Here is a 25,715-nt window from a genome sequence, read left to right on the forward strand (position 1 = left end):
CTCACTCCTCATCCATCGGCGACGATTCCACGTCGGTCATGCTCAGCAGCCGGAATTCGTTGTTCACAAATTCGTAGTAACGGTCCCGGTTGCCGCTTTCCAAAGCATTCCCCTGCGCATCTTCTTCGCCGTCGAGCGTGATGCCGGACACGATGATCAAACGGCTGTCGGGCTGGTAAACCATGCCGAAGGTGCTGCCGTCGTAAGCATTCGGCAGACCGCCAACCACTTCACCGGTCTGGGCGTCCAGCACTTCGCCGCAAATGGCGCTGCCGCCACAGCCGAGCCTGTGCAGGATGTAATGGCCGGCGAAGTTGACCTTGCCTTTCAGGGCTTGCACCCGTGCCTGATCCATCATTGGGCTGCTGTTCTCTTGCGGCACCAGCTTATGGTTGGGGCCGGTGAAAACCGGCGTGACGGTGTAATCCTTGAAGGTTGGATCGGCAGCGAATGCCATGGATGCGGCAGCCAACAACAGGCTGCCGAGAAGAACCGAAAATCCTTTCACGCTGTAACTCCATCGACACAAGTCATTGTGGGTGTGTTCATTCGAAGGCAATGCCACGCACCGCTTTCTTGATTTGCTCGAACCCTTCGTTGCTGATCGCCAGCGGGGCGGATGAACCCGATTCCGCCGAGCCGATCAGCACGTCTTTACCCCTCAGCAGGCAAAAAGCGACGCGGGTTATGTGCCGTCGTGACTTGTCGTGGAAACCGAAAATGAATCCCGAAGAATTCTCCCCGCCCCATTGCTCAAAGGTATAGGTGTTCGCACGACCGGCCAGAGAGTTGGGCACCCAGCCCTGATCGGTACGAGTCGCCGGACACCTGCGGTCGTTGTCGTCACGCAGGACTTGCACCGCAAACGCATCGTCTACCGGGGGTTTCCAGTCGGTGAGAAGCGAAAAATTCTCCGAGTTTTCACACATCAAACCAAACCACGGCTGGCTCAGGTCACCGTGTTTCTCGAAGTGCCAGTCGGCACCACTCGACGTCTGCGCTTGCCACAAGCTGGGGGCGCTGGACGGTTTGGGCAGTTGTTTGGCTGCGATAAATACCGAATAGAAATCGTCGAACTTCAGCCATTGGTTCTGCAGCAGCGGCATGGAGAACCGACACGGACCCATGTCTACAACTGCCTCGGTCGGGCCTTGCGCAACCGGCGACTGGCCGGGTTCGTTACCGACCAATACAGGACCTGCGGCAGTCACATACTCCACCTGTAAAAACGCGACCAGACCAAAGATCAATGCGCGGAGGTATCGTAGTTTCACTTCGCATCCTTCGAATTGATCAACTCCAACTCGCCATCCCGATACAACACCTCACACCCCAACCACGCCTGATCAACCTGCGGTATCACCGCCGATGGCTTGCGCAATTCCCGCAGCAACGTCGAGCCATGCGACAACCGCCCACCCATCCGCGCAATCACCGCCCGCGCCGTTTGGTAATGCGCGTGCCGCCCCGGATCGAGGGTGTCTTCGAGCAAGATGTCGGCGCCGAGGATGCCTTGCACCTGCCCCGGATAAATCATGAACCCGGTGGCCTGCTCCGCACCTTCACGACCGTCCTGCCAAAAGCTGCCATCGCGGGTGCGCACATCCGGGTGCGGTGCAAACCAATGTTCGCGATCCGCCAGCGGCATGGCGTGATGCAGACGGAAGAAGATGCGCATCAGATTGTCGCGATACCACTCGCGTACTTGCAGGTAGTAGCCGCGAAGGCCCGGCAGGCCGGTCGAATGCGCGAGGCGGATCAGCCCTGACCATTGCGGGAATGACTGTAGCGGCAGTTCGCTCGGCGCGGGTCGAGGTGTAGCCGGATCGGTTTCCCATGGCAGTCGATGCGGACTGTTTTCAAGATTGTCGTAAGCCGTCGGCGGGCGCCCCAGCCAATCACCGCCGCTGCTGGCCAGCGCCGTGGCGATGCACAGATTGCCTTGCACCACGAACACGTAAAACCGGGTGAACCAGTCCGCGAGTTGTTGGCCATCGGCAGCTTGGGCGACAAGTTCGGCCAGCTCCCGATCGAAGCGCTGCAAGCCGTTTTCAAGGTTCAGCAAATGGCTGCGAGCACTGCGTTGCATGCGCAAAAACAGCGGCAACGAACGCAGCATCTTCAGCGGTTGCCACGGCAGATGCGGAGTTGCGCCACCGACTTCACCGGCGTAGTTAGCGGCGCTGATGCCCCAGTCGGCCAGCCTTGCGAGGAACAAATCATTGTTGATATAGGACGCGCCGCCGAACACGGCAGTGAACGGCTCGTTGTCCTGCAACACCCGCGCATCCCAGCGCGCCATGATCGCCGGGATACTCGCGGCTGCGCGGCGCTGGGCGTACTCCACCAGTACGCTCGGTTGCGGCGGCAGGATCTCGGCGATGTTCGCGGCGGTCAGGTGCCGGCGCCAGCCGTAGTCGCTGATCGGCCGGTATTGCAGCAGCCACAGTTGTGAGCCGTCCCAGGCCCATTCGACATCGCCGGGCACGTAGTGGAACACGCGCAGTACGTCTTGCAAAAAGCGCCAGAGCAGGTCTTCGGTCAAACCGTGGGACGGCGTGAACGTGCCGCTGCGCCAGGCATCGCCGAGCCGCGAAAGCGTTGCCCGCGAGGGGCTGACGTGACCGTCGGCCAGCGATTCGAGATGGCCTTCCACCCACTCAAGTTCTACCGAGAGATGGCGCACGAAAGCGATGCCGGAAACGACCGGCGTGATGAAGCGCTGCACCACCACTTCCTCGACACCTTCGGCCGTCAGTTCGGCAATGCGTTTCGGCACATTGGCGGACGGCTCGCGCAGATAGGTGGTGCTCAAACCGGCATTCGCCGAGTCGGCCTGATCTTCGCCATAACTGGAGGAGCGCACCGCCCAGGTCACATCAGGTTGGGCGGCGAGAAATGCCGGCAGACGCGGGTCAGTGCAATCGTTGAGAATCAGCGCTGCCGGTACCGTTTGCCGCGCCAGTTCAGCCAGACGCAAACGCCCGCCCTTGGTGTGCGCAACAAACCCGCGCTCGCCCGACTCCAGCCACTGCGCGAACTGCGCGGGCGAGTCGACCCACGGGTAATGGCCCCAACCAGGTTTCAGGCTGATAGTCAGATCGGCGCGCGCAAGAATCGCCGACCACGCCGCCGCTTGCTCCATACCGAGCACAGCGTCCTGATCGCCCCATACCAGCTCGACCGGATCGGTGATCCACTCCAGCAGTGGCAACGCGGTGTCAGCGCGAATCAGATCCCAGTGCGGCACGAACGCACGACAGCGCGCATAGCCGGCGCCCATGCGCTGGTACTGCGCGGGCGTCCAGGTCTGGTTGGAAAACTTGCGCGCGAACAGCGTGGGTTTGTTCGACAGCAGCCAGTGGATGGTCTTACGGATCGGCAGCGGCGACATCAATGCCGGCAAGCGCCGCCGCCACAAAAACGCACCGACCGGCGCCAACAAAACACTGCGGGAAAAGTGCCCGGGCCGACGTTGCAACGCGTGCAGCACCAGCAACGCATTGACCCCGACTGCCATGATCGCGCTGCCCTTCTGCGTCATCGCCAACAAGGTCTGCGCGTAGTCCGCCAGATCCTCGCAGGGTGGCAGCGGATTGGCGCCGAAGCCCGGCAACTCCAGCGGCACCACGTCGTAGCGCTGAAAGTGCGGCAGCGCGTCGTCCCACCAATCGGCAGCGCTACCGTTGCCGGCTAGCAGGTACATCAACGGCTTGCTCATGAGCGATCCTCAGGTCAGATCGCGCAGAGCGGCGTCGAGGGTTGGATAACGGAATGTGTAGCCAGCCTCGGTCAAACGCTGCGGCACCACGCGCTGACCGTCGAAGAACAACTGCGCCATCTCCCCCGCTATTGCACGCACTGGCGCGGCGGGGATGTGGAACCACACCGGGCGCTTGAGGACCTTGCCGGCCTGCTCGGCGAACGCTGCCTGACTGACCGTCTCGGGCGCGACCATGTTGTAGGTGCCACGCAGAGTGTCGTCGTTGAACGCCCGCGCGATCACCTGAAGCACATCGTCACGATGCACCCAACTCATGATCTGCCGACCATCGCCCATGCGCCCGCCGAAACCCAGGCGGAACGGCAGCAGCAACGGTGTCAACGCACCGCCCGGGCCGAAGACCACGCCAAGACGCAGCACCACCTGACGCACGCCGAACTCTGTGGCCGGTTGCGCGGCGGCTTCCCAACCCGCGCAGAGTTCGGCCATGAAGCCGTCGCCCTTGCTGACGTGTTCGTCGAGGCTTTCGCTGGCATCGCGTACGCCGTAGAAGCCGATGGCCGAGGCTTGAATCCACAGCGTTGGTTTGTGCTTGGTGTTCTTCAGCCAAGTCATCAGCGCTTCGGTGGTGCCGACTCGGCTGGCGAGCAGTTGCGCCTGACGCTTGGGAGTCCAACTCGGGCCGGCGACGGGGGCGCCGGCGAGATTTATCACTACGTCGAAGGCTTCGTCGTGGCTGAGTTCGCTGAACGAATGCACACAGCGGACGCGGCCGTTGAATAGATTGGCCGCGCTCAACGGATCGCGCGTCAGTACGCTGACCGAATGGCCCGCGTCGAGTAATTGATTGACCAAGGCTTTACCGATGAACCCGGTGCCGCCGGTGATCAGCACGCGCTTGAAAGCGCCGCCGGCAAACGGGTTGGATTGGCTCGGAGTCTTTACTGAAGGAGATTTCCGGCGGTCATGCCGATACAGCCAAAACAGTGGCGGCAACAACACCAGCAATGCAAAACCATCTAGCCATAGATGCGACCAAACCTGTTGTTGCGCTGAGAGCCACATGTCCTGCGGCGCCCATAACAGGATGCCGGCGCTCAACCAGCCCCAGACTGCCGGGGTTTTCAAGCGATTGCCCAGGTGCACCAACGCGAGCATGTACAACGAATAACTTTGCAGCGTCGCGCCGAACAGCGCGAGCCACCAGACTTGTTGTTCGTGGCCGGCCGCGGGCACCGGGTCGACGCCCCAGAATGCGAGTTCGAGGGAGTGCAGATAGCCGTCGAGTAAACCGGAATGCCCGGCCCAGGTCAGGGTGAGGCCGGCGAGAATGTGCACGATTGCGGCGGCGTATAGCCAGAGCACTAACGCGGGGCGAAGCGAGGTCGAGGGGGCTGGCATTCCGTGTCCTGAGCGCATTCCTTGGGGGTGGGGAGTTTAAAGGAAAATCGCGGTCGTCAGATGCTCAAGTATTAAACGTTTAAGCGCTGCGGATTCTGGCTCAGCGCATATGAAAACGCGTTAGCCATGATGGCGGAACGCGTTTGATCACATCGCGGTGAAAAGGCGTCGGGCGCTGTAAACGCCCTTCTTCACTTAACCGCACTAAAAGCAGCTGCTGGCCACTATCGGTTCGGCCACTTCGGACTGAAGTCGCTTAATCGCATTGATACCCGAGTCGTTACCTTTGTCGGCAGCAAGCTGATAACAGGCCAAGGCGCGAGGAGTATCTTTCTTTCCTAGATCGCCGCTTTTCCAATAATCGCCTAACGAAACGAATGCATGCGTTGATCCCATGGTGGTAGCACGAATCAACTCTTTTTCAACGTCCAGCGGGCGCTGGCAGGGTCCTGAACCGGCCAATTCATTGCCAAAACAATAGAAGCCAGCCAACGACTCAGCACCGCTCGGCGAATCAACGGCCGCTGCTTTGAAAAGAGCCTCAACTTTGCCGTATTCCAATTGCGGGGCCATACCCGACAGACTCAGCCCGGCCGCAGCCGAACTAGATATAGGATCGCCTGAAGCGGCCGCGCACAGGTAATTTTCCAAAGTCGCCTCAAAAAGTTCTCCTGTCAGCCGGTATTGCTCAAGGCCGCCCAAGCCAGCAAATCCTTGTCCGCGCTGCCAACAGAAATTCTCTGCACGACTCATTTTCCGTGTGCTGGCTACAGAAAGCTCTTTTTCAGGAATCGACCAGTCCTCAACCCCATCAAGCGTCCAGCAGGACTTCCGCGAAAAGTTGAAAATCTTGATATTGCTGTTGCCAGCGCGTTTATCCACAACGTTAACGTGGCGGTCATCCACCTTCTCGATCTCTATTCCTTCCACTTTCCCATCGGGCACGGCCACCATTAAGGGAAACGCCATATCGCGCCCCACCTCCGCAGTAACGTAAGTCACAATCCGCCCTATATCCGACGTCCCCTTTAATACCAGCAGCTTCACGGCCTGCGCAGTTAGTCGCTTCTGCGATTCGGCATTAGCGGAGAATGCTGGAAGAAACTGTGCAAAGTCTTGCGTAGGGCACGAGCCACGTCCAATTGTTGGGCCACTCCCGGTATCGGACGCGATATTGTCCAAAAACACTGAACGGTCACGACTCATACTGGCGATGCAATTGTTCACCGCTGCCACATGCGCCGAAGAGCCCGGTTCCGTCTCCAACGCATCGACCTGGCAATCGGTATCGCGCAGTTTGATCCAGGCGCGCTGAGCCTCCTGAACCGTTGCCTTTTGGCTCGCCGCAAGAATTGGATCGGTCTGATATCCACCTTCGAGCCGAACCATCAATTCTTGATAACTGGTATTCAACTGCGCATCTGCAGCAGCCTTGGCACTCACAGAACATCTTTCACTCTGGGAGTTCGTAGTGATATCGACACATGCATCTTGAGCAAATGCATGTCCCCCCAACAGAGATAAACCACCAATCAGCACGGCGGGAAGCACCGGAATAAGATATTTACTCAAGGCAAATTCCAACAATATTTTGCGAAAGTGTATTTTTAAGTCGTGCTTATTCTTCAAGGGAGATAGCCATTTTCAGAGTAGATCCATTCAGATAAACGACTGCTTCGCGCCCATTAATATCGACAGGGGTAGGATTCTGGATCATTCCTTCATCACTAGCCTTCGCAATTTTTGTTAACGTCTTATCCGCAACATTGGCACGCCAAATAGTTTCATCACCATTCTTGAAATAAAACGTCGGCCGTGACTTGCTCCAAATCGGAGCATATATATTCCAACCGGCCTCGGGCCGACCAGCCTGCGCTATCGTTTCATACCCTGAGGTGTGCGAGTAGTACGCTTGCAATTTTCCATACTCACCACCCCAACCGAATGTCAAACCACTAACAGCATTTTCATCAGTATTTGGCCACTGCTGGAACAGCAAACTGCTTTCCAATGGCGGAGATTTTGAACCGAGCTTATAGACCATCCCCCGCAGCTGATTCTTAGAGAGTTGCTGTCGATAGTAAAACGCTCCATCCAAGATTCCCGCGAATCTTTTCCCTTCGTCGTTTGAACCCAAACTCAGAGCACCATCAAAACCGATATCTTTCGCAATCGTGTGCAATACCGGCCTGTCGTTGCGATCAACGTACTCATATAGATTACCCCGGTACGCAATCATCGCCGCATCAAAATGCCCTTCAAACACGATGACATGCAACATGCCCGAAATTGTTTCAGCGGAGATCAAAAATCGTTCGACAGCCCCTTTTTCATTGGGAAGCCATGCTAAATCAATGACCTTCCATGAGCGCTCAAACTGTGTGTACGGCTTATCACCCAACATTAACTTAATATCTTTCTGAGTCGGCCTAGGCGCAATAGAAACCGGTGTGAGAAAGCTTATCTGCTGAACATAAGCTTCCTCTAAACACTCGACTGACTCACAAGAATTACGCTCTGACTCAAGCCAATCACTTTCGATTATTTGTAAAGCTCGCCGATTTTTTATCGGTTTGAAGACCTCACTGAGCTTTTCGTCCATTGCGGACAAAGAAGGAGAACTACAAATTTTCCTCTCTACTTCCGTCGAAGCTTTGCCACAGTCGAAACTCGCAGAAAATGCGACCGAACTGAATAGCAAAAAGGTTAACGATAAAAAGCAAGGGAGCGAATGTAAATTTTTCATTGAATCAGCCATCAAAGAAATTTTCCCACCATCGAAACGGATACGTTTACGCTCCGCCTCAAAATCAAATAATTTTGGCGCAACAAATAAATCCGTCCCCTTTCACACGTAAAGGAAATAGCGCAAAAAAGAGAAAGAAAAGTTTGTTCATGCTCATCCAAGTCGACGCTTTCGCGCGAATGCACTGGCTTGTCCGTTTCAACGTCTGCTCTTGTCCGGAGCCAAAGCCAATTGGCGAGCACGCTCTATCGTCGCGCGAATTAGGCAGGCATCGGACCACTCACCGAAAACTGATTTATGCGATTTCGGGTCGGCTTGGCACTCCGCATCTCGAAATTTCATCCAGGCTCTTTGAGTTTCCCTCAGTGCTTTCTGACCGCTTTCGTCCAGCCGACTCATACGATCCCGATATACAGAATTCAGCAATGCATCCGCATCAGGAACCATCAGATCAAGAACACCATTTCCCGAGGGAAACCACTCAACGTCCGCCAATGCCTGTTCGCTCTCATTGTTCCAATTGTAGAGGCCGTTTTCTTCGATCTTCAGTGTGGCGGATCGCTGATGGTGATTCGTCGGATCGCTCTCGCTGACCTCCGAGCGATAAACAATTTCCAAATAGATAGGGTCGGTTGTGCGCTGAGGATCATTCAATAGCGTTTGCCGAACAATGGCCCGTTGCTTTTTGCTCTCAGTGATCTCTATCGAAAAGCACGGATCCGGCCCAGGACGTTCTGCGGACGCCTTCCTCTCCAGGCATTGATTACGAACCGCCATGGAAGGGGTATCCGAACCACCACCCACATCAACGACTCTGACAAGCAACCGGACTTCCGGGTCCTTGGAAAAGTCGGCCTGAAGGATGGTGGCAATCATCGTGCCCTCAGCCATGACCACAGGCGACAGTATTGAAAGTAAAAAAATGAGGCTGAATTTGAGAATCTGCATTCCTTGGCGTCCATAAAAAATTCAGTGATCCGTTCAATTCTGAACGGGCCTGCGACAGAAAATAGAGTCAGAACCGACAAACGAGCCAGATCTATTTAAGTTCTCAACTAAACTCAAAGCAGTCGAGCGCAAAAAATAAATCCGTCCCCTTTGATTCCGGCGTGTTATTTAGCTAAAGGAAAGAAAAATGGGACAGACCACTGACAGACCACTTTTTTCTCAACGCCGGATCTATTCGATAGTCAGATTCAAGCCGCGTCATCAGCTGCTTGTAACTGACATTCAACTGCGCATTGGCAGCCTTCTTCGCCGCCTCCGAGCAGGGCACCATTTCCAGGCTTGAGGTGACATGGCTGCAGTCATCCTGCGCATTGGCCGCTGAAACCGGCAGCAGCACGGCCAGCAGGGTTAAAACAAAACGGTTCATGGTGTTCATCTTTGAGTCATTCAGGCTTTGCGCTTGGCGAGCCGGGGCCAAACCACGTTCAAGCATAATAAAGTGTGGCCTATCCTATTAAACGCAAAACATTGGCAGCCATCACTATTTAGCGCCATTTATTTTCTTGATATAAGACTTGATCAACCCTGCATTTACATAAGGAAAATGTTGTTCCTCACCTTCTTGATACCCTTCTATCCCACTCAAATTTTTATCAAACCGGATAAGCTTATTTACAACCAATTTATTGTCCGCGCTTTTTTCATACCCATAAACTTGATAAAGCGTTCCGTACGTCCCAATACCCCTGCTCGTGATTTCCCATGAAACCAAAACAAGCACGTTTTTCTTACCCTTCACCGGATAAAAGAAAATAGACTCGATTTTTGGATCTGAGCCAGCCACATCGTATTTATCGACAAGACTTCTATTTTTTTTATTGTCGACTCCAACAACATCCAAAACCAGAGAAACAGGGAACTCCTCGCTAGTCGTCTGCAGGAATGATAATTCGCCTCTGTTTACGACGTCAGTTTTAAACGGCCCCTGAATCACCTGCCCCTGCAAATAATCAGAATCCTGCGCACTGCTGGAATTTGCTAGAAGAAAAACAAAAGCAAACATGAAAAAACGGAGCATAGCCAATGACCTCTTAATTAATATTCATGAGTGCAGCAAGTGCTTGAAATCTAGTGTTCCTGTCCGCGTATCCGTTTTGGCCGCCATTCACCATTTGTGTTACGTCGGCCACACTTCCTGTCTTGGCAACCTCGCACAACTTAGTGCCTCCCTGACCAGTTTTCGTGAACCAGAATACGAACGCAGACTCAACACCGTATTCGGTCGACGAAACCAGAAGATCCGGGTTTGCCACAAAATCCTGAATATCCGACGGGTTGCGTTGATTATGTACGTTAGTAAACCGTTGATATTCCGATTTCCCCGTCACCTGCAACATTCCGCGGCCGCGGTATCGATAGCCATCTCGACTAGCCTCATTGCCATTACCCATTCGATCGGCGTAGACGTAACTGGCAAGATTTTCAGCATTCAGCGCGTAATGACTTGTCTCTGTCCAAAGTTTGCTTCTCAACACACCAAAATCACAGCTATCCGTCTGCTCATTATAGCCATTCACTTTATTATGGTATCTGCATCCATAAGTTTTTTTCATTTGCCGCGCGCTGAACCTCAAACCTTCTTCGACAACTCTGAGTTGACTTTCATGACCAACCTGAGACAGAAAATGCGCAATAGCCTTTGGTTGTTCAAGCTTATACGCCAAAGCATATTTATTGAGATAGGGTAAAATATTGGCGTGATGCGCCTCCTCTCCTGCTGGATTGGCAGCCCGAAGCATCTCTAAGGTAATAAGATCACGTGGAGCAGTAAAACTCCCAATAAGTGCAATCGGATGAAAATGCCGAACATTAGTATCACTGGTAATTCCATGCTGCCCGACAAGCTTGTCCCACCAGCTCAACTTTTTAATTCTTGCCTTTTCTTCAATCCATTCATTATGTGGCTCTGATTCACTATGGCCCATCAACTCATCCAGAGAATCCCATTTTTCTTGTTTGAATTGCCACTCGTTTTCATAGCGTGTAACCATCTGAGAAATCGGCTGTGCGAACCATGGTTTACTCAAAGCCTCTTTTATTTCCGAAGGCGTGAGCTTTTTATCACCGTTTCTGTCTAGAATTTTGTAAAGCTTTTGCTTTGTAGAACCTTCTTCGGCATTACCGATATTAGGCTGGTAGTTAGCTTGCTCTTCCTCACTAAGGCCTTCCTGTGCATGAAGAAACGCGGCCAAATGATCTACGTTACTCCCAGCTTCATCTATAAAGCTGAAACCTTCCCACTCAAAGGGAGAATGGCGTGACAACGCAGTGTCCGGCTCTGCAAACCACCCGCTAATTTCATTCCCCTCTGCATCACCAAGCAATCCGTCCAGACGCCACCAAAGCGTGTAGGTGGTGGTTCCCCCCATAACAACAGGAACTTTGATCTTTTTTTCCGCTGGTAGCGCGTCCAACACTCCAACTGGGACAAAGAAGTCATATCCAACTTTTTTGTGGGGATCCGTCACCTTCGGAGGATTTGTTGCGCTCATTCCTTGCGTGTGAGTGACCAACACGCTGTCTTTTGGAATTTTTACGAGCGTTTTTCCAGCCGCAGGCAACCCCGCAGCTTTCTCTTTACTCAGTTCGGTAAATGCCTTTACGTCTTCGCAGCTAAACACCTCAACGTGCAATAAATTCTTCGGGGCCGAATCCGAATGGTTTTGATATTTCCCCACATGACCGATCAGACTCCCCGCCGAAATCGGGAATGGAGTTGTCAGGATATGCACAGCGTCCTTTTCGGCTGGCTCACTTTTGGCTTCAAGGTTCCCCTCCCAGACATATCCGAGCACCTCAGCAGGTGTCAAAGGAGGAACAGCATTCCCGCTGACAATTTCCAACAGTTTCTGGTATTTGCCACGCGTCCCGTCACTCCCGATCCTGACTTGCGTGCCGTGGGGCAAAATAGCTTTTGCAGCGCCTGACTGGCTCGCAGCAGCGCGAACAACGAGACCCTTTTGAGGTGGATTCATCGGGTCTTTTGCAGCGGTACCAATGACGTAAGTGTTGGGTGTCGAGCCGGCTGTCATCTCTCTCTTGAATACCCAGCCTGTTCCGGGCTGGAGGTCGGTATTAGCGGGCGTGACGTTGACCACCTTAAGCCAGCCGTTTTCTTCTTCACCCGTCTCGACGACCGTACCGCGGCTCAAAACCGTTAACACGGTTGCGTACCCTGACTTGCCACGCGGTTCCTGACGAACACGCAAACCGAGGATTTCGTCGTCAGCCGACGCTTTGACTTGCAACGTACCCCCACCCCAAAAGGGTGGTCGCGACAATGCTGGAGTTTCTTCGTAGTTCTTCCACTGCAACAAATGCATGTAAAGACTGAAAAAGTTCAGGCTTGGACCAACCGCTGGCGGTGAAGCGGGCGATCCAGCAGGGGCTGGGGGTGCTGGTTGCACCGGCGCTTCCAATCGGTGTTTAACCAATACAAAACCGGTCGAAAATTCAGCCTCAGCCGTACCATAGGCGGATTTCGGGTACGTGCTGTCAATGCGATAAGCGACTACTTCACCGTCAGCGATGCATTTAACTTCCGCCAAGTCAGGTACCAAACCCGAGGCTTCATCGAAATGAACACCACCATGCCAAAGGCCATTGGCCCCCAACGGATAGAACCCATCTTTGGCATTGGCTAAAGCCTTATAAAACTGCTGCGGATCCGTCGCTCCTGCTGCCCCTACTTTCAGGGGATACGACCATTTTTCTACTTTCTTGGTTGTCTCTGTCATTACCAATTACCTGAATTCTGATCCCTGGTGGCTTGGATTGCCGTCGATGTCTTACCCGGAAAAATTGAGCATGCGCTTCGGTTTGCGTTTGATCTTTTCCTCAGACGCATTCAACAACGCCTGATCCATCAAACTCCCCGCCTTATCCTTATCCGCCGCCCCCGGCAGCACCGGCGGTTTAATCCCGATGCCAGTCCCCGATCCCGCAGAACCACCGGCATTGATCTTGATCACCGGCCCAACCACCGTCACCCCACCGCCATCCAGCTTGATAAAGCTCCCACCCCCAAGAATGGTCAGCTCTGTCCCGGCCTCAATAACGATCTTGTCCCCAGCCTTAAGATGAATCTCTTTCCCCACGCTGGTGAGCTGCGCAGTCCCCAGCTTCACATGCTGGTTCTGCCCAATCGTCAGGTGATCATCCAGCTTCGCTTCAACCTTGCGATCGGCAATCGTGGTGCGGTGTTCCTCGGCCTTCAGCTCGGTGTAGGTGTTCTTCACCACGGTGTCATGACGTTCATTACCGACCCGAATCTTCTGGTCATGCTCAACGTTTTCATCCCAATCACGCTGGGCATGAATGTAGATCTGCTCGGCACCTTTTTTGTCTTCAATGCGCAGTTCGTTATACCCACCGCCACCCGGTGAACTGAGCGTTTTGAACACACTGCGAGTCTTGTTCGCCGGCAGTGCGTAAGGCACCGGGTTTTCCTTGTGGTACAGGCAGCCGGTGACGAGGGGCTGGTCGGGGTCGCCTTCGAGAAAGGTGACGAGGACTTCCATGCCGATGCGCGGGATGCTGATGGCGCCGTAGCGGTCGCCGGCCCAGGAGCTGGAGACGCGCAGCCAGCAGCTGGTTTTGTCGTCGGCCTGGCCTTCGCGGTCCCAGTGGAACTGGACTTTGATGCGGCCGTATTGGTCGCAGTGGATTTCTTCGCCTTTGGGGCCGGTGACCATGGCGGTCTGGCTGCCGAGTACCCGCGGTTTCGGGTGTTCGAGCGCCGGGCGGTAGAACACGTCCCACGGGGTGGCGAGGAAGGTGTTGCGGTAGCCTTGGTGGAAGTCGTCTTTATTGTCGGTAGTGTCGCTGGTCACGCCTTCTTCGAGGACTTGCGGCTGTTTGCCTTCGTGGAAGAGTTCGGTGAGCAGCCACAGGTCGTTCCACTCGCTGCGCGGGTGGTCGGACATTTCCATGAAGTGGCCGCTGACCAGTTTGGTCTGGTCGCTGCGACCTTCGGCCTGCCGGTAGTCGGCGCGATGGCGTTCGCGGGCGCGTTGGCTGAGGAACTTGCCACGGGCGCGGTCGATGAAGCGGCCCGGGTAGTCGTAGTCTTCGAGATCCGGCTCAGTGCTCTCGCCTTCGGGTTTGTAGGCGGCTTCCATTTGCAGGCGCGGTTTTTCGAAGTCGTAGTCACGCCGTGTGATGCGGCTGGTGCGGGTTTCCAGGCGCAGTTTGAAGCCTTTGATCACCGGTTCTTCGGCGACCATGCCGCTGCCCTGCACATACGCAGTTGGCTGACCGAGTTTGCGGAACACGGTCTGGTCGTCGCCGAACACCAGCAGATGGCCTTTGTCGCTGTGCTGGAAGTGATAGTGAATCCCCTCCTCCTCGCACAGGCGCTGGACGAAGTGCAGGTCGGTTTCGTCGTACTGCACGCAGTAGTCGCGGTCCGGGCACGGCTGGCTGAGCTGGAAGTTGTAAGCGTTGCCCTTGATGCCGTGTTCTTCGAGGATCAGCGCAATGATTTTCGGCGCCGACATCTGCTGGTAGATGCGCTGGTTGGTGCGGTGATGCAGGTATTGCAACTGCGGCACCATCGACACTTTGTAGCGGGTCAGGCGCTTGCCGGCATCGCCTTGAGCGACGCGGTAGATCTGGCCGTGGATGCCCGAGCCTTGTGGATCGAATGCCAGAAACGCTTGCTTGTGCAGCAGTTGTTCGAGGTCCAGATCCGGGTTTTCGCTGACCAGTTCGAGGTCGAAACGAAACGGCTGACTGATGCCTTCGGTGCCGGTGAACGACAGCACTTGCAGGTCGCCGACGTAGTCTTCGACCTTGAGGCTGAAGTGGGTTTCGTTAGCTGGGTTGAACATAAAGTGCTCCCTGTTCGAATGTCATCCGTTACGCCCGAAGTCGCAGACGTTGCAGCCAGGACGAAGTGGCGCCCAAGGCGTCACGCAATTGTTGGGCAGTGATGGTGCGTGCTGCAGGGTCGAAGCTCAGCGCGGTTCGCAGCGCTGGCCAGCCGTGTTTCGGTAAGTTCGCCGGCGCTTGCAGCTCGCGCTCCAGGTGCTCGTCGCGGGCCTGGGTCGAGGGCAAGCGGCGGAACGGGTGTTTGCCGCCCGCCAGTTCGTAGATCACGCAGGCCACGCCGTACACGTCCGCGCTGGCCGACAAAGGTTGGCCCTCAAGCAGTTCGGGGGCGGCGTAGCCTGGGGTCCAGGCGTTGAAGCGTTCGCGGCTCAGGTGTGGCAGGCCGGGCAAGATGCCCTCCTCTGCCTGACCGAGGCCGAAGTCGAACAGGCGCAGGCCGTCTTCGCTGAGCATGACGTTGCTCGGTTTCAGGTCACCGTGCAGCACGCCGCGACCGTGGGCGTAGGCCAGCGTGTCGAGCAGCGGCAGGACGATATCGCGCAGTTCTTGCCACGGCAGGCCGAGGGGCCGCTCGCAGAGCAATTTGTCCAGGGTCAGGCCACGCATGTATTCCATGGTGATGAAGGCCCGCTGGCAGTCGGTGTCGACTTCAAAGGTGTGTGCACGCACGACGTTGTCGTGGCGCAGGCGTCGGGTCAGGGCGAACTCGCTGTAGAGCAAGGCACTGGCGTCCGGCGATTCGGCAAATTCTTCGCTGAGGATTTTCAGCGCAATGTAAGGATCGGGATCACCGAACTGTTCGTGCAGCAGATCCCGCGCCCGGTAAACGGCGCCCATGCCACCGGCCCCGAGCAGACGCTCAAGGTGGTAGCGACCGGCGAGTACATCCGGCAGTGCAACGATGCTGGCCTTGGTCGGCGCCAGCAAAGGCTCTGCCTTGTTTTGCTTGGCGAAGGCGAAGTAGGTCAGGTTGTTGGCCTGTTCTTCGCTCATCAGCAAGTCATCGACTGAGGATTCGATTTCAGTCATTGGCGGATCACCACGGCTGTCAGGTTGTCGCGCGCGGCGCCACGCAGGGCGCCGTCGAACAAACGTTCCAGCGCCACGTGCGGCGCGCTGAGGCTGAGAGCGTTGCCGAGGGCATCGCTGCTCAAGCCCTGATACAAACCATCGCTACAGAGCAAAAACGCATCGCCCGGATAAACCTCGAGTTCGAGGACATCCAGGGTCAGTTGTTCAGCGGCGCCGACGGCTCGGGTCAAGGCCTGAGCCGCCGGGTGTGCTGCCGCTTGTTCGACGCTCATTTGTTGTTCGTCGATCAGTTGCTGTTGCAGCGAATGATCCTTGGACAGCTGATACAGCCGCTGCCCGCGCCACATGTAGCAACGGCTGTCGCCGGCCCAGATGCAGGCCGCGCGGTTGCCTTCCACCAGCAGCGCCACGACGGTGCTGCCCATGATGCTGTCGTGACGTCCGGCGGTGACCGTCAACTCCTGCCCCAAACGCCGGTTCAGCCAGTGCAGGCACTGGCGAATGGCTTTGAGGCGTTCGTCGAAGTCCTCGTGTTGCGGCAGTTCAGCCAGGCTGGCGACGATCAACTGGCTGGCGATGTCGCCACCCTGATGACCGCCCATGCCGTCCGCGACCACCCACAGCCCCTGCTGTGGCGAGTCGAGGAAAGCATCTTCGTTGCGCGCCCGCACCTTGCCCGGGTCGGTACGCGCCGCGCTGCGCCAGGCACTGGCCACCAGCATCAGAGCTGCACCGGCATACGGAAGGTGCGCAGTACGCCCATGTCGAACGGATTCGGCGTGCGCTGGCTGGTCAGCAGGTAGTTAGCGCGCAGGCCACCTACGTCGGCTTTCAGCACCAGCACGTCGCGACCGGTCAGGTACTCGGTCTGCATCAGGTCGAACAGACGGAACAGCGACCATGGGCCGGAGTTCTTCTCGATGCCGATCGGGCGACCGGCCATTTTGTCCATGACCAGACTGGTACGACCGTCTTCAGCATCGGTCGGCCATTTGAACGACATTGGCAGGATCGGACCGTGGCGGTATTCCATGGTCTTGTCGCCGAACTTGAACTCGGAACGGCTGACCGCCGGGTCGAGGGTGTACGGCTCCAGTTTGAACTGCACGGTCGGCTCGGCCGGGTTGATCGAGAAGAAGCTCTGACGAATCGTCAGCGCCGCCGCCATCTGGTCCAGATACATTTTCGACACCGGCAGGCTGTGGCCGTCGACGCTGCGCATGCGGTAGTTGCCCGGATCGCCGCTGACGAACGGACGCAGGTAGCTGTCGAAGAAGCGGTCGACGGTACCTTGAGCGCGGAAGAACTCGCGGAAATCGCTGATCGCTACGTCGCTGGTGCTGCTGGCGCTGAACGGATAACGCTTGCTGATGGTTTTGCCATACACGCTGTACAGCTCGTTCTGATAACGGCCGTTCAGGTATTGGTAAGCATCGTTAAGCACCAGACGCCACGAATCTTCGGCCAGCACGTTGAACCACACGCTGAGCGGACGCGGCAGACGGCTGGAGGCATTGCGCAGGTTGGTCAGCGCATCACGCTGGCCGCTCATGCGGGTTTTCGCCATTTCGAACGCGGCTTGTTCCGGTGTGCTGGAACGGGCCAGACCGGCCAGTTGCAGTTGCAGGTCGTTGAGCGCGCTCAGCGCAGGCGTCAGGTCCGCCGCCGGGCCGTTGTTGTCATCGAGCAAACGATGCAGCGGTTCGAAGCGGCGTTGCAGCGACTTCTTCGCGGTGTCCGGCAGGGTCTTCGCCACGTTCAGGGCCGAAGCCTTGTCCGCCACGGCAGAGGCCAGTTTGCCGACTTTACCCAGTTTGCCTTTCTGTCCGGCCAGTGCATCAGCAGCGTCGCCAGCTTCTTCGACAGGATCTGCAGCGGCCTGGAAGCGGGTGTTCTCACGCACTTCGGTGAGCAATGCCAGCACCGGCGAGTTGGCCGAGGTCAGGCCCGCCAGTTGTTCAGCGCCTTCACCGGCGTCGCTGATTGGCGGCAGGGCAACCTGGCCAACGGCTTCGCTCCAGTAGTTGGCGTAGTCGCGGAAATACAACTGCTCCAGCTCAACCATCAGACGGCGCAAGTCCATGTCGCTGATGCCTGCGCCTTCGCCCAGCACCCAGTTGTCACGCAGGATGTCGGTGACCAACGCCGAACCCTGTACCGAGAAGTACTGCTGATAACCGGTTTGCGTGTAGAAACCCGGGATCACGTATTCGGTGCCGATAAACAGCGAGCCTTGTGGGCCGAGGTGTTGGCTGAAACGATAGTCCGGCAGGTTGCGCGCCTGCTCGCGGAGCATGCGGTAAACCACGGTGGCCAGCGATTCGCTGCGCAATACCTGACGCGCCTGAGTGACCAATTGGTCGTTCAGCGGGTAGATAAACGGCTGTTTCAGCAGGCGATCGAGGTGCGCACTCAAACCGTTCTGTACGGCGGTGTTGCCGGTATAGCGCGTCGACCAGTCAGTAGCGACCCAGTCCTTGAGCCACGCGGCATCGCGACGATCCTTCATGTTCAACATCAGGTACGCGCGCAGGCTGTTGAGCAGGCGGTCGCGGTCCTTCATGTTGGCGCGGATCTGCCCTTCGAGCATGGTCGCCACCCGTGGCAGCAGTTGCTTTTCAAGCTCGCGCCCGTAAGCCTCTTTGACCACTGGATTGACGTCTTCACCCTGATACAGACCGCCGCGCTCGTGATACGACACGTCGCCTTTTTTCGGGAAGACCTGGGTCGCGGCGTAGCTGGTGTCGAGGGTTTTCAGCACGCCCATGGCGTCATCACGCGGCGACAAAGCCGTGCGCTGCTGCGTCCAGTTCTGCGCCAGATTGCGCAGGTTTTCCAGGCGCTCGTAGTTGGCCGAGAAACCACCGGCCCAGAGCATGCCGAACAGCGCCAGCGAAGCGAGTGCGCCGACGTACAGCGCACGCTGGCCCCAATGGATGCGGCTGCGTTCGCGCTTGTCCAGACCGGCCAGATCGGCCTCTGGGAAAATCACCTGGCTGAACAAGTGATGGATGAAACGCGATCGGCCGCTGCGCAGGGTCGGCAGCACGCCGGCGCTCATGCCGAGGCTGGCGCCGATGCCGGCGGTGGTGGCATCCATCTCTTGGGTCAGGTGCGGCGCGCTGGTCAGGTAGAAACCGCGCAGTTGCGTGGCACGCTGATAACGGTTGCCGGTGAACGCCATGTCGACGAACAGGCACAGGCGCTCGCCGATCTGCCCGAGTTGATGCGGGAAGTCGAGGATGCGGCCACGGCGCTGGGTATCGCGCTCGGAGTGCATGCGCATGATCACTTGACTGTTGAGGCGACGCAGCAGTTCTTCGAACTCGTTGCGTAGCACAGCAACGTCAGTGCCGACCTGATCCTTACGGAAACTGGTACCGAGCACTTGATCGCTTTCTTCGCGGGTCAGTTGATCGAAGAACTCGTCGAAACCAAGCAGCTTGTCAGCCTTGCTCAGGACCAGATACACCGGCACATCGACGTGCAGTTTCTGATGCACGTCTTGCAGACGGCCGCGAACCTGGCGTGCGAGGGTATCGATGTCCTGCTCACTGCCGCCAAGCAGGGTTTCCACCGGAATGGTCACCAGCACGCCGTTCAACGGACGCCCGCGACGGCGCTTGCGCAGCAGTTCCAGCAAGGTGGTCCAGGCGCTGCCGTCGACTTCCACGTCAGGCTGGGTCATGTAGCGCCCGGCGGTGTCGATCAGCACACCGTGGTCGGCGAAGTACCAGTCGCAATGACGGGTGCCGAGGGTGTCGCGGGTCAGCTTGCGGTCGATCTTGTTGATCGGGAATTCCAGACCGGAAAAGTCCAGCAGGCTGGTCTTGCCGGAAGCCTGCGGACCGATCAGCAGGTACCACGGCAAGTCGCTGCGCCAGCGCTCGCTGCGGCCGCGATACAGGCTGGAAGTCTTCAGGGTTTTCAGCGCGTCTTTGAAGCGCGCCTTCAACTCCTTCTGTTCTTCGTCGATCAGCTCTTCGCGGCGAATGCGGTCCTGGCCGTCCTCGCTTTCTTCCTCGGCTTTCTTGCGAATACCCGAGCGCCAGCTGACGAAGACCATGGTCAGGCCCCAGATCAGAAACAGCACAGCGATGGTCAGCAAGCGAGAGGTCGAGCTCTCCCAGAACTTGTAGTCATCAACCGCCAACAACGGGCCGACGAACCACACCAGCAGTGCCACAAACAGCACCAGCAGCAAGGTCCAGACCCAGGTCTGGCGCAGGAAGGCGCCGACTTTCTTGAAAAACTTTTTCATCACACGTCCCTGTTTACGGCTGCGACTGCGGTTGCACCGCGGCCGGATCAAGCGGCTGATAAGGTTGCAGAACGGTGTCGCGCTGCTCGCCCAAGACCCAGGCGAAGCCCGAATACATCACCACCAGGCAGACCAAAGTGAACAACACCACCATCCACGCCGGCACGATGCGCACCAGGTTGCGACGCTGATCGTTCAAGCCTTCCCAGTGCGGCGACAACTCGCGCGGCACGTCGCCACGCAACTGACGAATCTGCCGGTACAGAGCATCGCGGATGCCTTCAAGTTCGAGCATGCCGCGTGCCTGGACGCGGTACTTGCCCTCGAAACCGAGGGACAGGCACAGGTACATCAGCTCGAGCATTGGCAGGTGCTTGACCGGGTTTTTCGACAGGCGATCGAGCAACTGGAAGAACTTCTCGCCACCGAAGGTTTCGTTGTGGAAGCTGCTCAGCAGGCTCATCTGCGACCATTCGCTTTCGTTGCCCCACGGTGTGGTCACGACAGCTTCGTCGACCACGGTGCAGAGCACGTAACGCGCGGCCATCACCTGGCTGCTCTCGGCGCCGTTGTGCAGGGCGCGTACTTCAAACAATTTCAGCCCGGCAGTCAGACGCTCGTTGAGTGCGTACAAGTCTTCCCGGGTTTCGCTGTGCTTGAGGCGCACCACTTCCGAAAGCAGCTCGGACGAAGCAGCGACCAGCGAATTGAGGCTGATGTTGAACGCTTCTGCCGGGCGCAGGCGCGCGGCGTAGATCATGCGTTCTTCCAGTTGCTCGAAACGCGGCGGCGCGGCGAAGTCGGTCAGCGGACTCGATGCCGGTCCGTGGCCCTGACGATCGAGCAGGACAGTTTTGTCGTCCTGGTTGTAATCCGTTTCCTTGATCATGTCGGTCAGTTCCTGATGGCCCAGAATTTCAGTTCAAGCTCGGCGAATTCGCCGGACACATGGAACGCGAAACCGCCGGAGCGCTCGAGTTGTGCCAGGTCTTCGGAACTGAGTTCGAGGATGAAATAGGTTTTGTTCGAGTGGAACGCGATCTGCCGCGGGGCCACCGGCAACGGTTTGACCTTGATCCCCGGCAAGTGCAGGTTGACCAGTTGGCGGATACGCTCCACCGGGCCGACCTTGAGGTGCGCCGGCAAGCGGTGGCGCAGTTCTTCGGAGTCGCAGTTGGCACTGGCTGCCAGCACGAACGACGCCGAGCCGAGCAGTTTGTGGTCGTGCAACGGCGAGACGATGATGCCGTACTGACGCGCTTGCAGGATCAGTTCGATGGCGTGCTGTTCGAGCACCATCGACAGCACCTGACGAATCGCTTCCATCAGTTTGCGGAAGCTCCCACCCTGGTCAGCGTGGGAATAGCGGCTGTCCAGACGCGGGCGTTTGCTTTCGCCGGAGAAGGTCGCCAGATCGCCGAGCATGGTCAGCAGCGTGCGGTACAACTCTTCCGGGTGCACCTGCTCCAGGCCGAGGTAGTGGCGCAGCAGCAGTTCGGTGCGGTTGATCAGTTGCAGCATCATGAAGTCGCCGACCTCAGCACCGCCGACCTTGCCGTTGGAGCGGATGCGCTCGGCAATCGTGTCGCCACGGTGGTTGAGCATGCTGATGACTTCTTTCAGGCACGACAGCAGATAGCTGGAGGCGTGGGCCTGAATGTAGGTCGGCACGAAATCCGGGTCGAGGCTGATCACGCCGTCCGGCGTGGTGTCGAGCACGTCGCAGATCTTCAGCTTGACGTAGGCCTGATCGCTCTGCTGCTCGCCGAGCAACAGTTTGAAGTCCGGGCGACCGCAGCTGACCTGGCTGGCGGAATCGTCGCCGGCGTTGGAGTCGGCCACTTCGGCGTCGTACGCGGTGTAACGCGCGAGCACGTCGGATTGCTCCGGACGGCGCGACTCGATGTGGTTGCCGGTGACCAGCGGCAGCGCCAGGTAGATCGGCGTGTTGCCGGTGTTCGGCGGCACGTCCAGCGCCAGCGGCTCAGTGTTGCCACCGAGTTCGAACAGGCTGCCGTCCGGCAGAATCCCCGAGGCTTCACTGATCACCAGTTTGCCCATGTTGAGGAACTGCAAGTCGATCTCCAGATTAAGGAAACCCCAGGTGTAGCCACCCAGCAACTGGGTGCGGGTTTTCATCTGGTGATCGTAATAACGATCGTTGTGCTGGAAGTGCTGCGGACGCAGCAGCATGCCTTCCTGCCAAATGACTTTATGGGTATTCATGTTCAGTCATCCGCCTTGGCGAGCACTTGATTGGTGTTGCGGATGCCGGTCTGATCCAGAGTCAAATCGACTTCGGTAACTTCCAGCGGAGTGATCTGAACGGTGTGGCGCCATTGGGTGTCCGGCAAGTCGCGGTAAGCGGCGAGAACGCCAACATAAAGGCTGCCCTCTTCCACCTTGAGCTTCATCTCCACGGTTTCACCCGGGCGCAGTTCGAGCTCTTCGCTGGCCACCAGATCCGGGTTGAGGGATTCCTTGGCGCGTTCGTAAAGGCTGAAGAAATCAGCATTCTCGAAGGTCACCGGGTGCTTGAGTTCGAACAGGCGCACGACGATCGGCGACGGCCGACCGTTGAGGTCCGGGTTGAGCTGATCGCTGCCGGTCAGCTTCAGGTTGATCTTGGTCACTTTCGAGTACGGCGACAGCGACGAGCAACCGGCGAGCAGCACCAGCACGGTGAGCGCAGTCAGCGTCTTGAAAAAAGCGGTCGAGCGGCGAGACATGCGCATCATCCTTGGTGGTCGGTGTGGAGGGTGGAGATCAGGCGGATCTGTTCTTCGTAGGCCTGGGCGAAGTCGCGGGCCAGCAGACGCTCGCTCCAGTCATCGTCCTGACGCAGCGCCTGGTGATAGCGGCCAAACGCTCTCCAGCGCCCGCCCGATGTCGCGATCAACGGCTTGTTGTCGCGCTCGAAACGCAGGGTCAGTTGCTCTGGCGAGAAGTGCTCCAGGGTGCCGCGTACGGCGGCGCGGCTGGCGGTCAGCAGGGCGACTTGATGCGCCTGCAGATCGCGGAACGCACGGGAGATCGCTTGCTCGGCCGGCAGATGGCCGGGCTTGCTTGGCTGCAACAGAATCTGCAGGGCTTCGCTCGGATCGACGGCGAATTTCAGCGGGTTCTTGTTGGTGCCTTGCACGGTGGTCTGGGCCAGACGCAATTCGTTTTTCAGCTCCGAGCGGGTGCGCAGGCTCTGCTGCAATCCGCCGATGCTTTGGCGCAGCAAGCGCGCCGCGTTCAACGCCAGGGCTTCGCGTTCGTCGTGGCTGAGACCTTTGACGTCGACACCCAGCGCCGCACCGAAATGATCCCAGAAACCTTCGCTCTGGCGCTCGACGGCTTTCGGTGCCGGAGCGGGCTCAGGTTCGACCGGAGCGGCAATCAGCTCCGGCACCATCAGGCTTTCCATGTCGATACGTGCGTAGTCGGCACGCTGACGGGAATCCTCAGGCTTGGTGTTCGGCGCCAGCAGTTCGTCGATTTCCGAGTACACACGCTCTTGCTGCTCGAGAGCATTGAGCGGGTCGAGATCGAGGAAGGCATCATCGGGAATGATGCTGCCAGCGGCGCGTGGGCGGCCGACTTCGCCATCGAAGGTCGCCGGGTCACGGACCAAGCGCGCGCGAATCTCGAAGTCACCCAGCACGTAGGTGCTGCCGTGCTCGATGCGCACCGGTTCGCCTTTGTGCAGACGCGCGCCGCTCTCGCCGTCCTGGACACCGTTGCTGCTGGTGTCGGTGAGGAAGAACGTGCCCTCGCGGTAACTGACAATCACGTGGTGATTGGACAGGTGACGCTTGCGGTCAGGGATGATCCAGTCGCAGTCCTCGCCCCGCCCGATTACGCCGCCGGCCTGTTTAAAGGTCTTCTGGCACAACTCGGTGGGCACGAACTGCTTGGTGTTCAGCATTTCGAAAACCAATTCCATGTTTGATGCTCCTTGCGGTCACTTGCCGCGATTGACCGCTTGCGGATCACCCAACGGGCGATAGTCGTTGTCGTTGAATTTGTAGTTGCCGCTACAGCCGCCAAGGCCGCATAGAACGACGAGGGTCAGCAGGACAGCGTGCCAGTGACGAACAGACATCAGAGGGTCTCCAGGTGTAGACAAAGCACAAAGCGCCGACCCTTGCGGGCGGCGCTGAAATTGGTTTTTGTGGGGATTTCGATGAAGTTTTGCCTACCCATCGAAATCTCCCAGATTGATGTTCAAACGGCCGAGCCGATACAGCAGCGTGCGTCGCGGCAAGCCCAGTTCACGGGCGGCGAGGGTCTGGTTGCCGTCGTTTTTGCGCAGGCAATCGAGCAATAACGTGCGTTCGACCTGCTCGAGGCGTTCACGCAAATTCAAGTGGCTGTTGTCTTCCGGTATTGCCTCCATGCGCAGGGAGAAATGCTCGGCGAGCAACTCGCCGCCTTCGCACAACAGCACCGCACGTTCGACCAATGCCTTGAGTTCACGCACGTTGCCGGGGAAGTTGTAGCCGGACAGGTGTTCCAGCGCCGCACTCGACCAGCGCACCGGATCGCGTTGCAAATACGTGCAGGTCTTCTCGGCGAAGTGCTGGGCCAGTTCGAGGATGTCGCCTTCACGCTGACGCAGCGCCGGCAGCTCGATCGGGAATTGCGCGAGGCGGTAGTACAAGTCCTCGCGGAATTTGCCTTCGCTGACCAGCGTCGACAGATCGCGGTGCGTTGCGGCGATGATGCGTACATCGATTTTGTGCGTGTCGTTGGAGCCCAGCGGACGGATCTCGCCTTCCTGCAACACGCGCAAGATCTTCGCCTGCAACGACAACGGCATGTCGCCGATCTCGTCGAGCAACAACGTGCCGCCATTGGCCGCATCGAACAGGCCGGCGCGGTCGCGATCGGCACCGGTGAACGCGCCTTTGCGATAGCCGAACAGCTCGCTTTCCAGCAGATTTTCCGGAACCGCCGCGCAGTTCTGCACGATAAACGCCTGGGAACGGCGCGGGCCGCAATCATGAATCGCCCGCGCAACGACTTCCTTACCGGTACCGGTTTCGCCGCGCAATAACACGGTGTACGGGCTGTGCAGGACTTTGCTGATCAGCGAATGGGTCTGGCGCATCGCCGCGCTTTTACCGATCAGGCCATAGCCACTGATGCTCGGCACGCTGCGCGCAACCATGGCCGATTCCGCCAGTGGCTGGCGCAGGCGTTGCAGCAAATGCAACTGGCCCAGCACGAACGAGCCGAGCTGGCCGAGGGAATCGGCGAAGCCTTGCAGGTTGGTACGACGACGGCTGGCGCACAACAGCAAACCTTCAACAGCTTTGTGCTGATTGACCAGTGGCACGCACAACAGCGACTGCCACGGCGAGGTCGCCGCTGGCAGGAAACTGGTTTCGTGCAGGCTGCCGCTCAAGTCGTCGAGGCACACCACGCGGTTCTGGCACAGGGCGAATTGCAGCAGTTGCTCACCGTTGTAATCCGCCGGCAGGCTCGCCGCTTCACGCGGTTGCAAGGCGCCGTCGAGGTATTCGGCATTCATCCCCAGGCACGTGTGGGTGGCGTCGAGCAGATACAGCTGCGTCAATTCGCAACCGCTCAACTCGGCCAACCCACGCACGAAGTCACCCAGCAACGCAGCACCGTCCGCCGCCCGCGACAGACTGGCGAACTGCGCCAGCAACGCTTCGGCATAGACCAGTGGCTGCGGCACCTGAGTGAACATCACACCC

Annotated in this window: 20 protein-coding genes; all 20 read right to left on the minus strand. The window is 57.8% G+C overall.

What is annotated here, in order from left to right:
- Nucleotide 1: 1 nt before the first annotated feature.
- Complete coding sequence (locus CLU80_RS12775) at nucleotides 2–457, minus strand: hypothetical protein (protein ID WP_049802143.1); 456 nt, start codon at nucleotides 455–457, stop codon at nucleotides 2–4.
- An 88-nt stretch (nucleotides 458–545) separates the two neighbouring features.
- The gene (locus CLU80_RS12780) at nucleotides 546–1,274 is read right to left on the minus strand and encodes a hypothetical protein (protein WP_099757524.1); all 729 of its coding nucleotides are present in this window, start codon (nucleotides 1,272–1,274) and stop codon (nucleotides 546–548) included.
- A complete protein-coding gene (locus tag CLU80_RS12785; protein ID WP_099757525.1) occupies nucleotides 1,271–3,721 on the minus strand; it encodes an alpha/beta fold hydrolase in 2,451 nt (816 codons plus the stop codon). The genes CLU80_RS12780 and CLU80_RS12785 overlap by 4 nt, the downstream gene beginning before the upstream one ends.
- 9 nt (nucleotides 3,722–3,730) lie before the next feature.
- The gene (locus CLU80_RS12790) at nucleotides 3,731–5,125 is read right to left on the minus strand and encodes a TIGR01777 family oxidoreductase (protein WP_099757526.1); all 1,395 of its coding nucleotides are present in this window, start codon (nucleotides 5,123–5,125) and stop codon (nucleotides 3,731–3,733) included.
- A 204-nt stretch (nucleotides 5,126–5,329) separates the two neighbouring features.
- The gene (locus CLU80_RS12795) at nucleotides 5,330–6,697 is read right to left on the minus strand and encodes a lysozyme inhibitor LprI family protein (protein WP_099759373.1); all 1,368 of its coding nucleotides are present in this window, start codon (nucleotides 6,695–6,697) and stop codon (nucleotides 5,330–5,332) included.
- A 46-nt stretch (nucleotides 6,698–6,743) separates the two neighbouring features.
- Entirely contained in the window at nucleotides 6,744–7,883 is a 1,140-nt protein-coding gene (locus CLU80_RS12800; protein ID WP_099757527.1) for a lysozyme inhibitor LprI family protein, read from the minus strand.
- A gap of 186 nt (nucleotides 7,884–8,069) precedes the next feature.
- The gene (locus tag CLU80_RS12805; RefSeq protein WP_286079732.1) at nucleotides 8,070–8,819 is read right to left on the minus strand and encodes a lysozyme inhibitor LprI family protein; all 750 of its coding nucleotides are present in this window, start codon (nucleotides 8,817–8,819) and stop codon (nucleotides 8,070–8,072) included.
- A 172-nt stretch (nucleotides 8,820–8,991) separates the two neighbouring features.
- Nucleotides 8,992–9,246, minus strand: a complete 255-nt coding sequence (locus tag CLU80_RS12810) for a lysozyme inhibitor LprI family protein (RefSeq protein ID WP_286079733.1) — start codon at nucleotides 9,244–9,246, stop codon at nucleotides 8,992–8,994.
- A gap of 114 nt (nucleotides 9,247–9,360) precedes the next feature.
- On the minus strand, nucleotides 9,361–9,897 hold the full coding sequence (locus CLU80_RS12815; RefSeq protein WP_099757528.1) for a hypothetical protein: 537 nt from the start codon (nucleotides 9,895–9,897) through the stop codon (nucleotides 9,361–9,363).
- 13 nt (nucleotides 9,898–9,910) lie between these two features.
- Entirely contained in the window at nucleotides 9,911–12,616 is a 2,706-nt protein-coding gene (locus tag CLU80_RS12820) for a hypothetical protein (protein WP_099757529.1), read from the minus strand.
- A gap of 51 nt (nucleotides 12,617–12,667) precedes the next feature.
- A complete protein-coding gene (locus CLU80_RS12825; RefSeq protein WP_099757530.1) occupies nucleotides 12,668–14,710 on the minus strand; it encodes a type VI secretion system Vgr family protein in 2,043 nt (680 codons plus the stop codon).
- Between the two features lie 28 nt (nucleotides 14,711–14,738).
- Nucleotides 14,739–15,740 (minus strand): serine/threonine-protein kinase, encoded by a 1,002-nt coding sequence (locus CLU80_RS12830; RefSeq protein WP_099757531.1) that lies wholly within the window; start codon nucleotides 15,738–15,740, stop codon nucleotides 14,739–14,741.
- Nucleotides 15,737–16,465: a PP2C family protein-serine/threonine phosphatase gene (locus CLU80_RS12835; RefSeq protein WP_038359322.1), complete on the minus strand. Its 729-nt coding sequence runs from the start codon at nucleotides 16,463–16,465 to the stop codon at nucleotides 15,737–15,739. The genes CLU80_RS12830 and CLU80_RS12835 overlap by 4 nt, the downstream gene beginning before the upstream one ends.
- Nucleotides 16,465–20,004 (minus strand): type VI secretion system membrane subunit TssM, encoded by a 3,540-nt coding sequence (tssM, locus tag CLU80_RS12840; protein WP_099757532.1) that lies wholly within the window; start codon nucleotides 20,002–20,004, stop codon nucleotides 16,465–16,467. The genes CLU80_RS12835 and tssM overlap by 1 nt, the downstream gene beginning before the upstream one ends.
- A 13-nt stretch (nucleotides 20,005–20,017) precedes the next feature.
- Entirely contained in the window at nucleotides 20,018–20,893 is an 876-nt protein-coding gene (icmH, locus tag CLU80_RS12845) for a type IVB secretion system protein IcmH/DotU (protein WP_007920301.1), read from the minus strand.
- A 5-nt stretch (nucleotides 20,894–20,898) separates the two neighbouring features.
- On the minus strand, nucleotides 20,899–22,230 hold the full coding sequence (gene tssK / locus CLU80_RS12850) for a type VI secretion system baseplate subunit TssK (protein WP_007920300.1): 1,332 nt from the start codon (nucleotides 22,228–22,230) through the stop codon (nucleotides 20,899–20,901).
- A gap of 2 nt (nucleotides 22,231–22,232) precedes the next feature.
- On the minus strand, nucleotides 22,233–22,733 hold the full coding sequence (tssJ, locus tag CLU80_RS12855; RefSeq protein ID WP_007920299.1) for a type VI secretion system lipoprotein TssJ: 501 nt from the start codon (nucleotides 22,731–22,733) through the stop codon (nucleotides 22,233–22,235).
- A gap of 5 nt (nucleotides 22,734–22,738) precedes the next feature.
- Nucleotides 22,739–23,935, minus strand: coding sequence for a type VI secretion system-associated FHA domain protein TagH (gene tagH, locus CLU80_RS12860; protein ID WP_099757533.1), 1,197 nt, complete (start codon nucleotides 23,933–23,935; stop codon nucleotides 22,739–22,741).
- Nucleotides 23,936–23,953: 18 nt separating this feature from the next.
- Entirely contained in the window at nucleotides 23,954–24,094 is a 141-nt protein-coding gene (locus CLU80_RS12865) for a hypothetical protein (protein WP_003229566.1), read from the minus strand.
- A gap of 93 nt (nucleotides 24,095–24,187) precedes the next feature.
- A complete protein-coding gene (locus tag CLU80_RS12870) occupies nucleotides 24,188–25,708 on the minus strand; it encodes a sigma-54 interaction domain-containing protein (RefSeq protein WP_099757534.1) in 1,521 nt (506 codons plus the stop codon).
- Nucleotides 25,709–25,715 lie beyond the last annotated feature (7 nt).

Origin of the sequence: Pseudomonas sp. 29, from assembly GCF_002754355.1 — a bacterium.
Lineage (GTDB): Bacteria > Pseudomonadota > Gammaproteobacteria > Pseudomonadales > Pseudomonadaceae > Aquipseudomonas > Aquipseudomonas neuropathica.

Excerpts from the sequence above, each read along its gene's own strand:
- CLU80_RS12775 (WP_049802143.1), bottom strand. The coding sequence starts at position 457 with ATGGCATTCGCTGCCGATCCAACCTTCAAGGATTACACCGTCACGCCG.
- CLU80_RS12785 (WP_099757525.1), bottom strand. The coding sequence starts at position 3,721 with ATGAGCAAGCCGTTGATGTACCTGCTAGCCGGCAACGGTAGCGCTGCC.
- CLU80_RS12790 (WP_099757526.1), bottom strand. The coding sequence starts at position 5,125 with ATGCCAGCCCCCTCGACCTCGCTTCGCCCCGCGTTAGTGCTCTGGCTA.
- CLU80_RS12800 (WP_099757527.1), bottom strand. The coding sequence starts at position 7,883 with ATGGCTGATTCAATGAAAAATTTACATTCGCTCCCTTGCTTTTTATCG.
- CLU80_RS12805 (WP_286079732.1), bottom strand. The coding sequence starts at position 8,819 with ATGCAGATTCTCAAATTCAGCCTCATTTTTTTACTTTCAATACTGTCG.
- CLU80_RS12810 (WP_286079733.1), bottom strand. The coding sequence starts at position 9,246 with ATGAACCGTTTTGTTTTAACCCTGCTGGCCGTGCTGCTGCCGGTTTCA.
- CLU80_RS12815 (WP_099757528.1), bottom strand. The coding sequence starts at position 9,897 with ATGCTCCGTTTTTTCATGTTTGCTTTTGTTTTTCTTCTAGCAAATTCC.
- CLU80_RS12820 (WP_099757529.1), bottom strand. The coding sequence starts at position 12,616 with ATGACAGAGACAACCAAGAAAGTAGAAAAATGGTCGTATCCCCTGAAA.
- CLU80_RS12825 (WP_099757530.1), bottom strand. The coding sequence starts at position 14,710 with ATGTTCAACCCAGCTAACGAAACCCACTTCAGCCTCAAGGTCGAAGAC.
- CLU80_RS12830 (WP_099757531.1), bottom strand. The coding sequence starts at position 15,740 with ATGACTGAAATCGAATCCTCAGTCGATGACTTGCTGATGAGCGAAGAA.
- CLU80_RS12835 (WP_038359322.1), bottom strand. The coding sequence starts at position 16,465 with ATGCTGGTGGCCAGTGCCTGGCGCAGCGCGGCGCGTACCGACCCGGGC.
- tssM (WP_099757532.1), bottom strand. The coding sequence starts at position 20,004 with ATGAAAAAGTTTTTCAAGAAAGTCGGCGCCTTCCTGCGCCAGACCTGG.
- icmH (WP_007920301.1), bottom strand. The coding sequence starts at position 20,893 with ATGATCAAGGAAACGGATTACAACCAGGACGACAAAACTGTCCTGCTC.
- tssK (WP_007920300.1), bottom strand. The coding sequence starts at position 22,230 with ATGAATACCCATAAAGTCATTTGGCAGGAAGGCATGCTGCTGCGTCCG.
- tssJ (WP_007920299.1), bottom strand. The coding sequence starts at position 22,733 with ATGTCTCGCCGCTCGACCGCTTTTTTCAAGACGCTGACTGCGCTCACC.
- tagH (WP_099757533.1), bottom strand. The coding sequence starts at position 23,935 with ATGGAATTGGTTTTCGAAATGCTGAACACCAAGCAGTTCGTGCCCACC.
- CLU80_RS12865 (WP_003229566.1), bottom strand. The coding sequence starts at position 24,094 with ATGTCTGTTCGTCACTGGCACGCTGTCCTGCTGACCCTCGTCGTTCTA.
- CLU80_RS12870 (WP_099757534.1), bottom strand. The coding sequence starts at position 25,708 with ATGTTCACTCAGGTGCCGCAGCCACTGGTCTATGCCGAAGCGTTGCTG.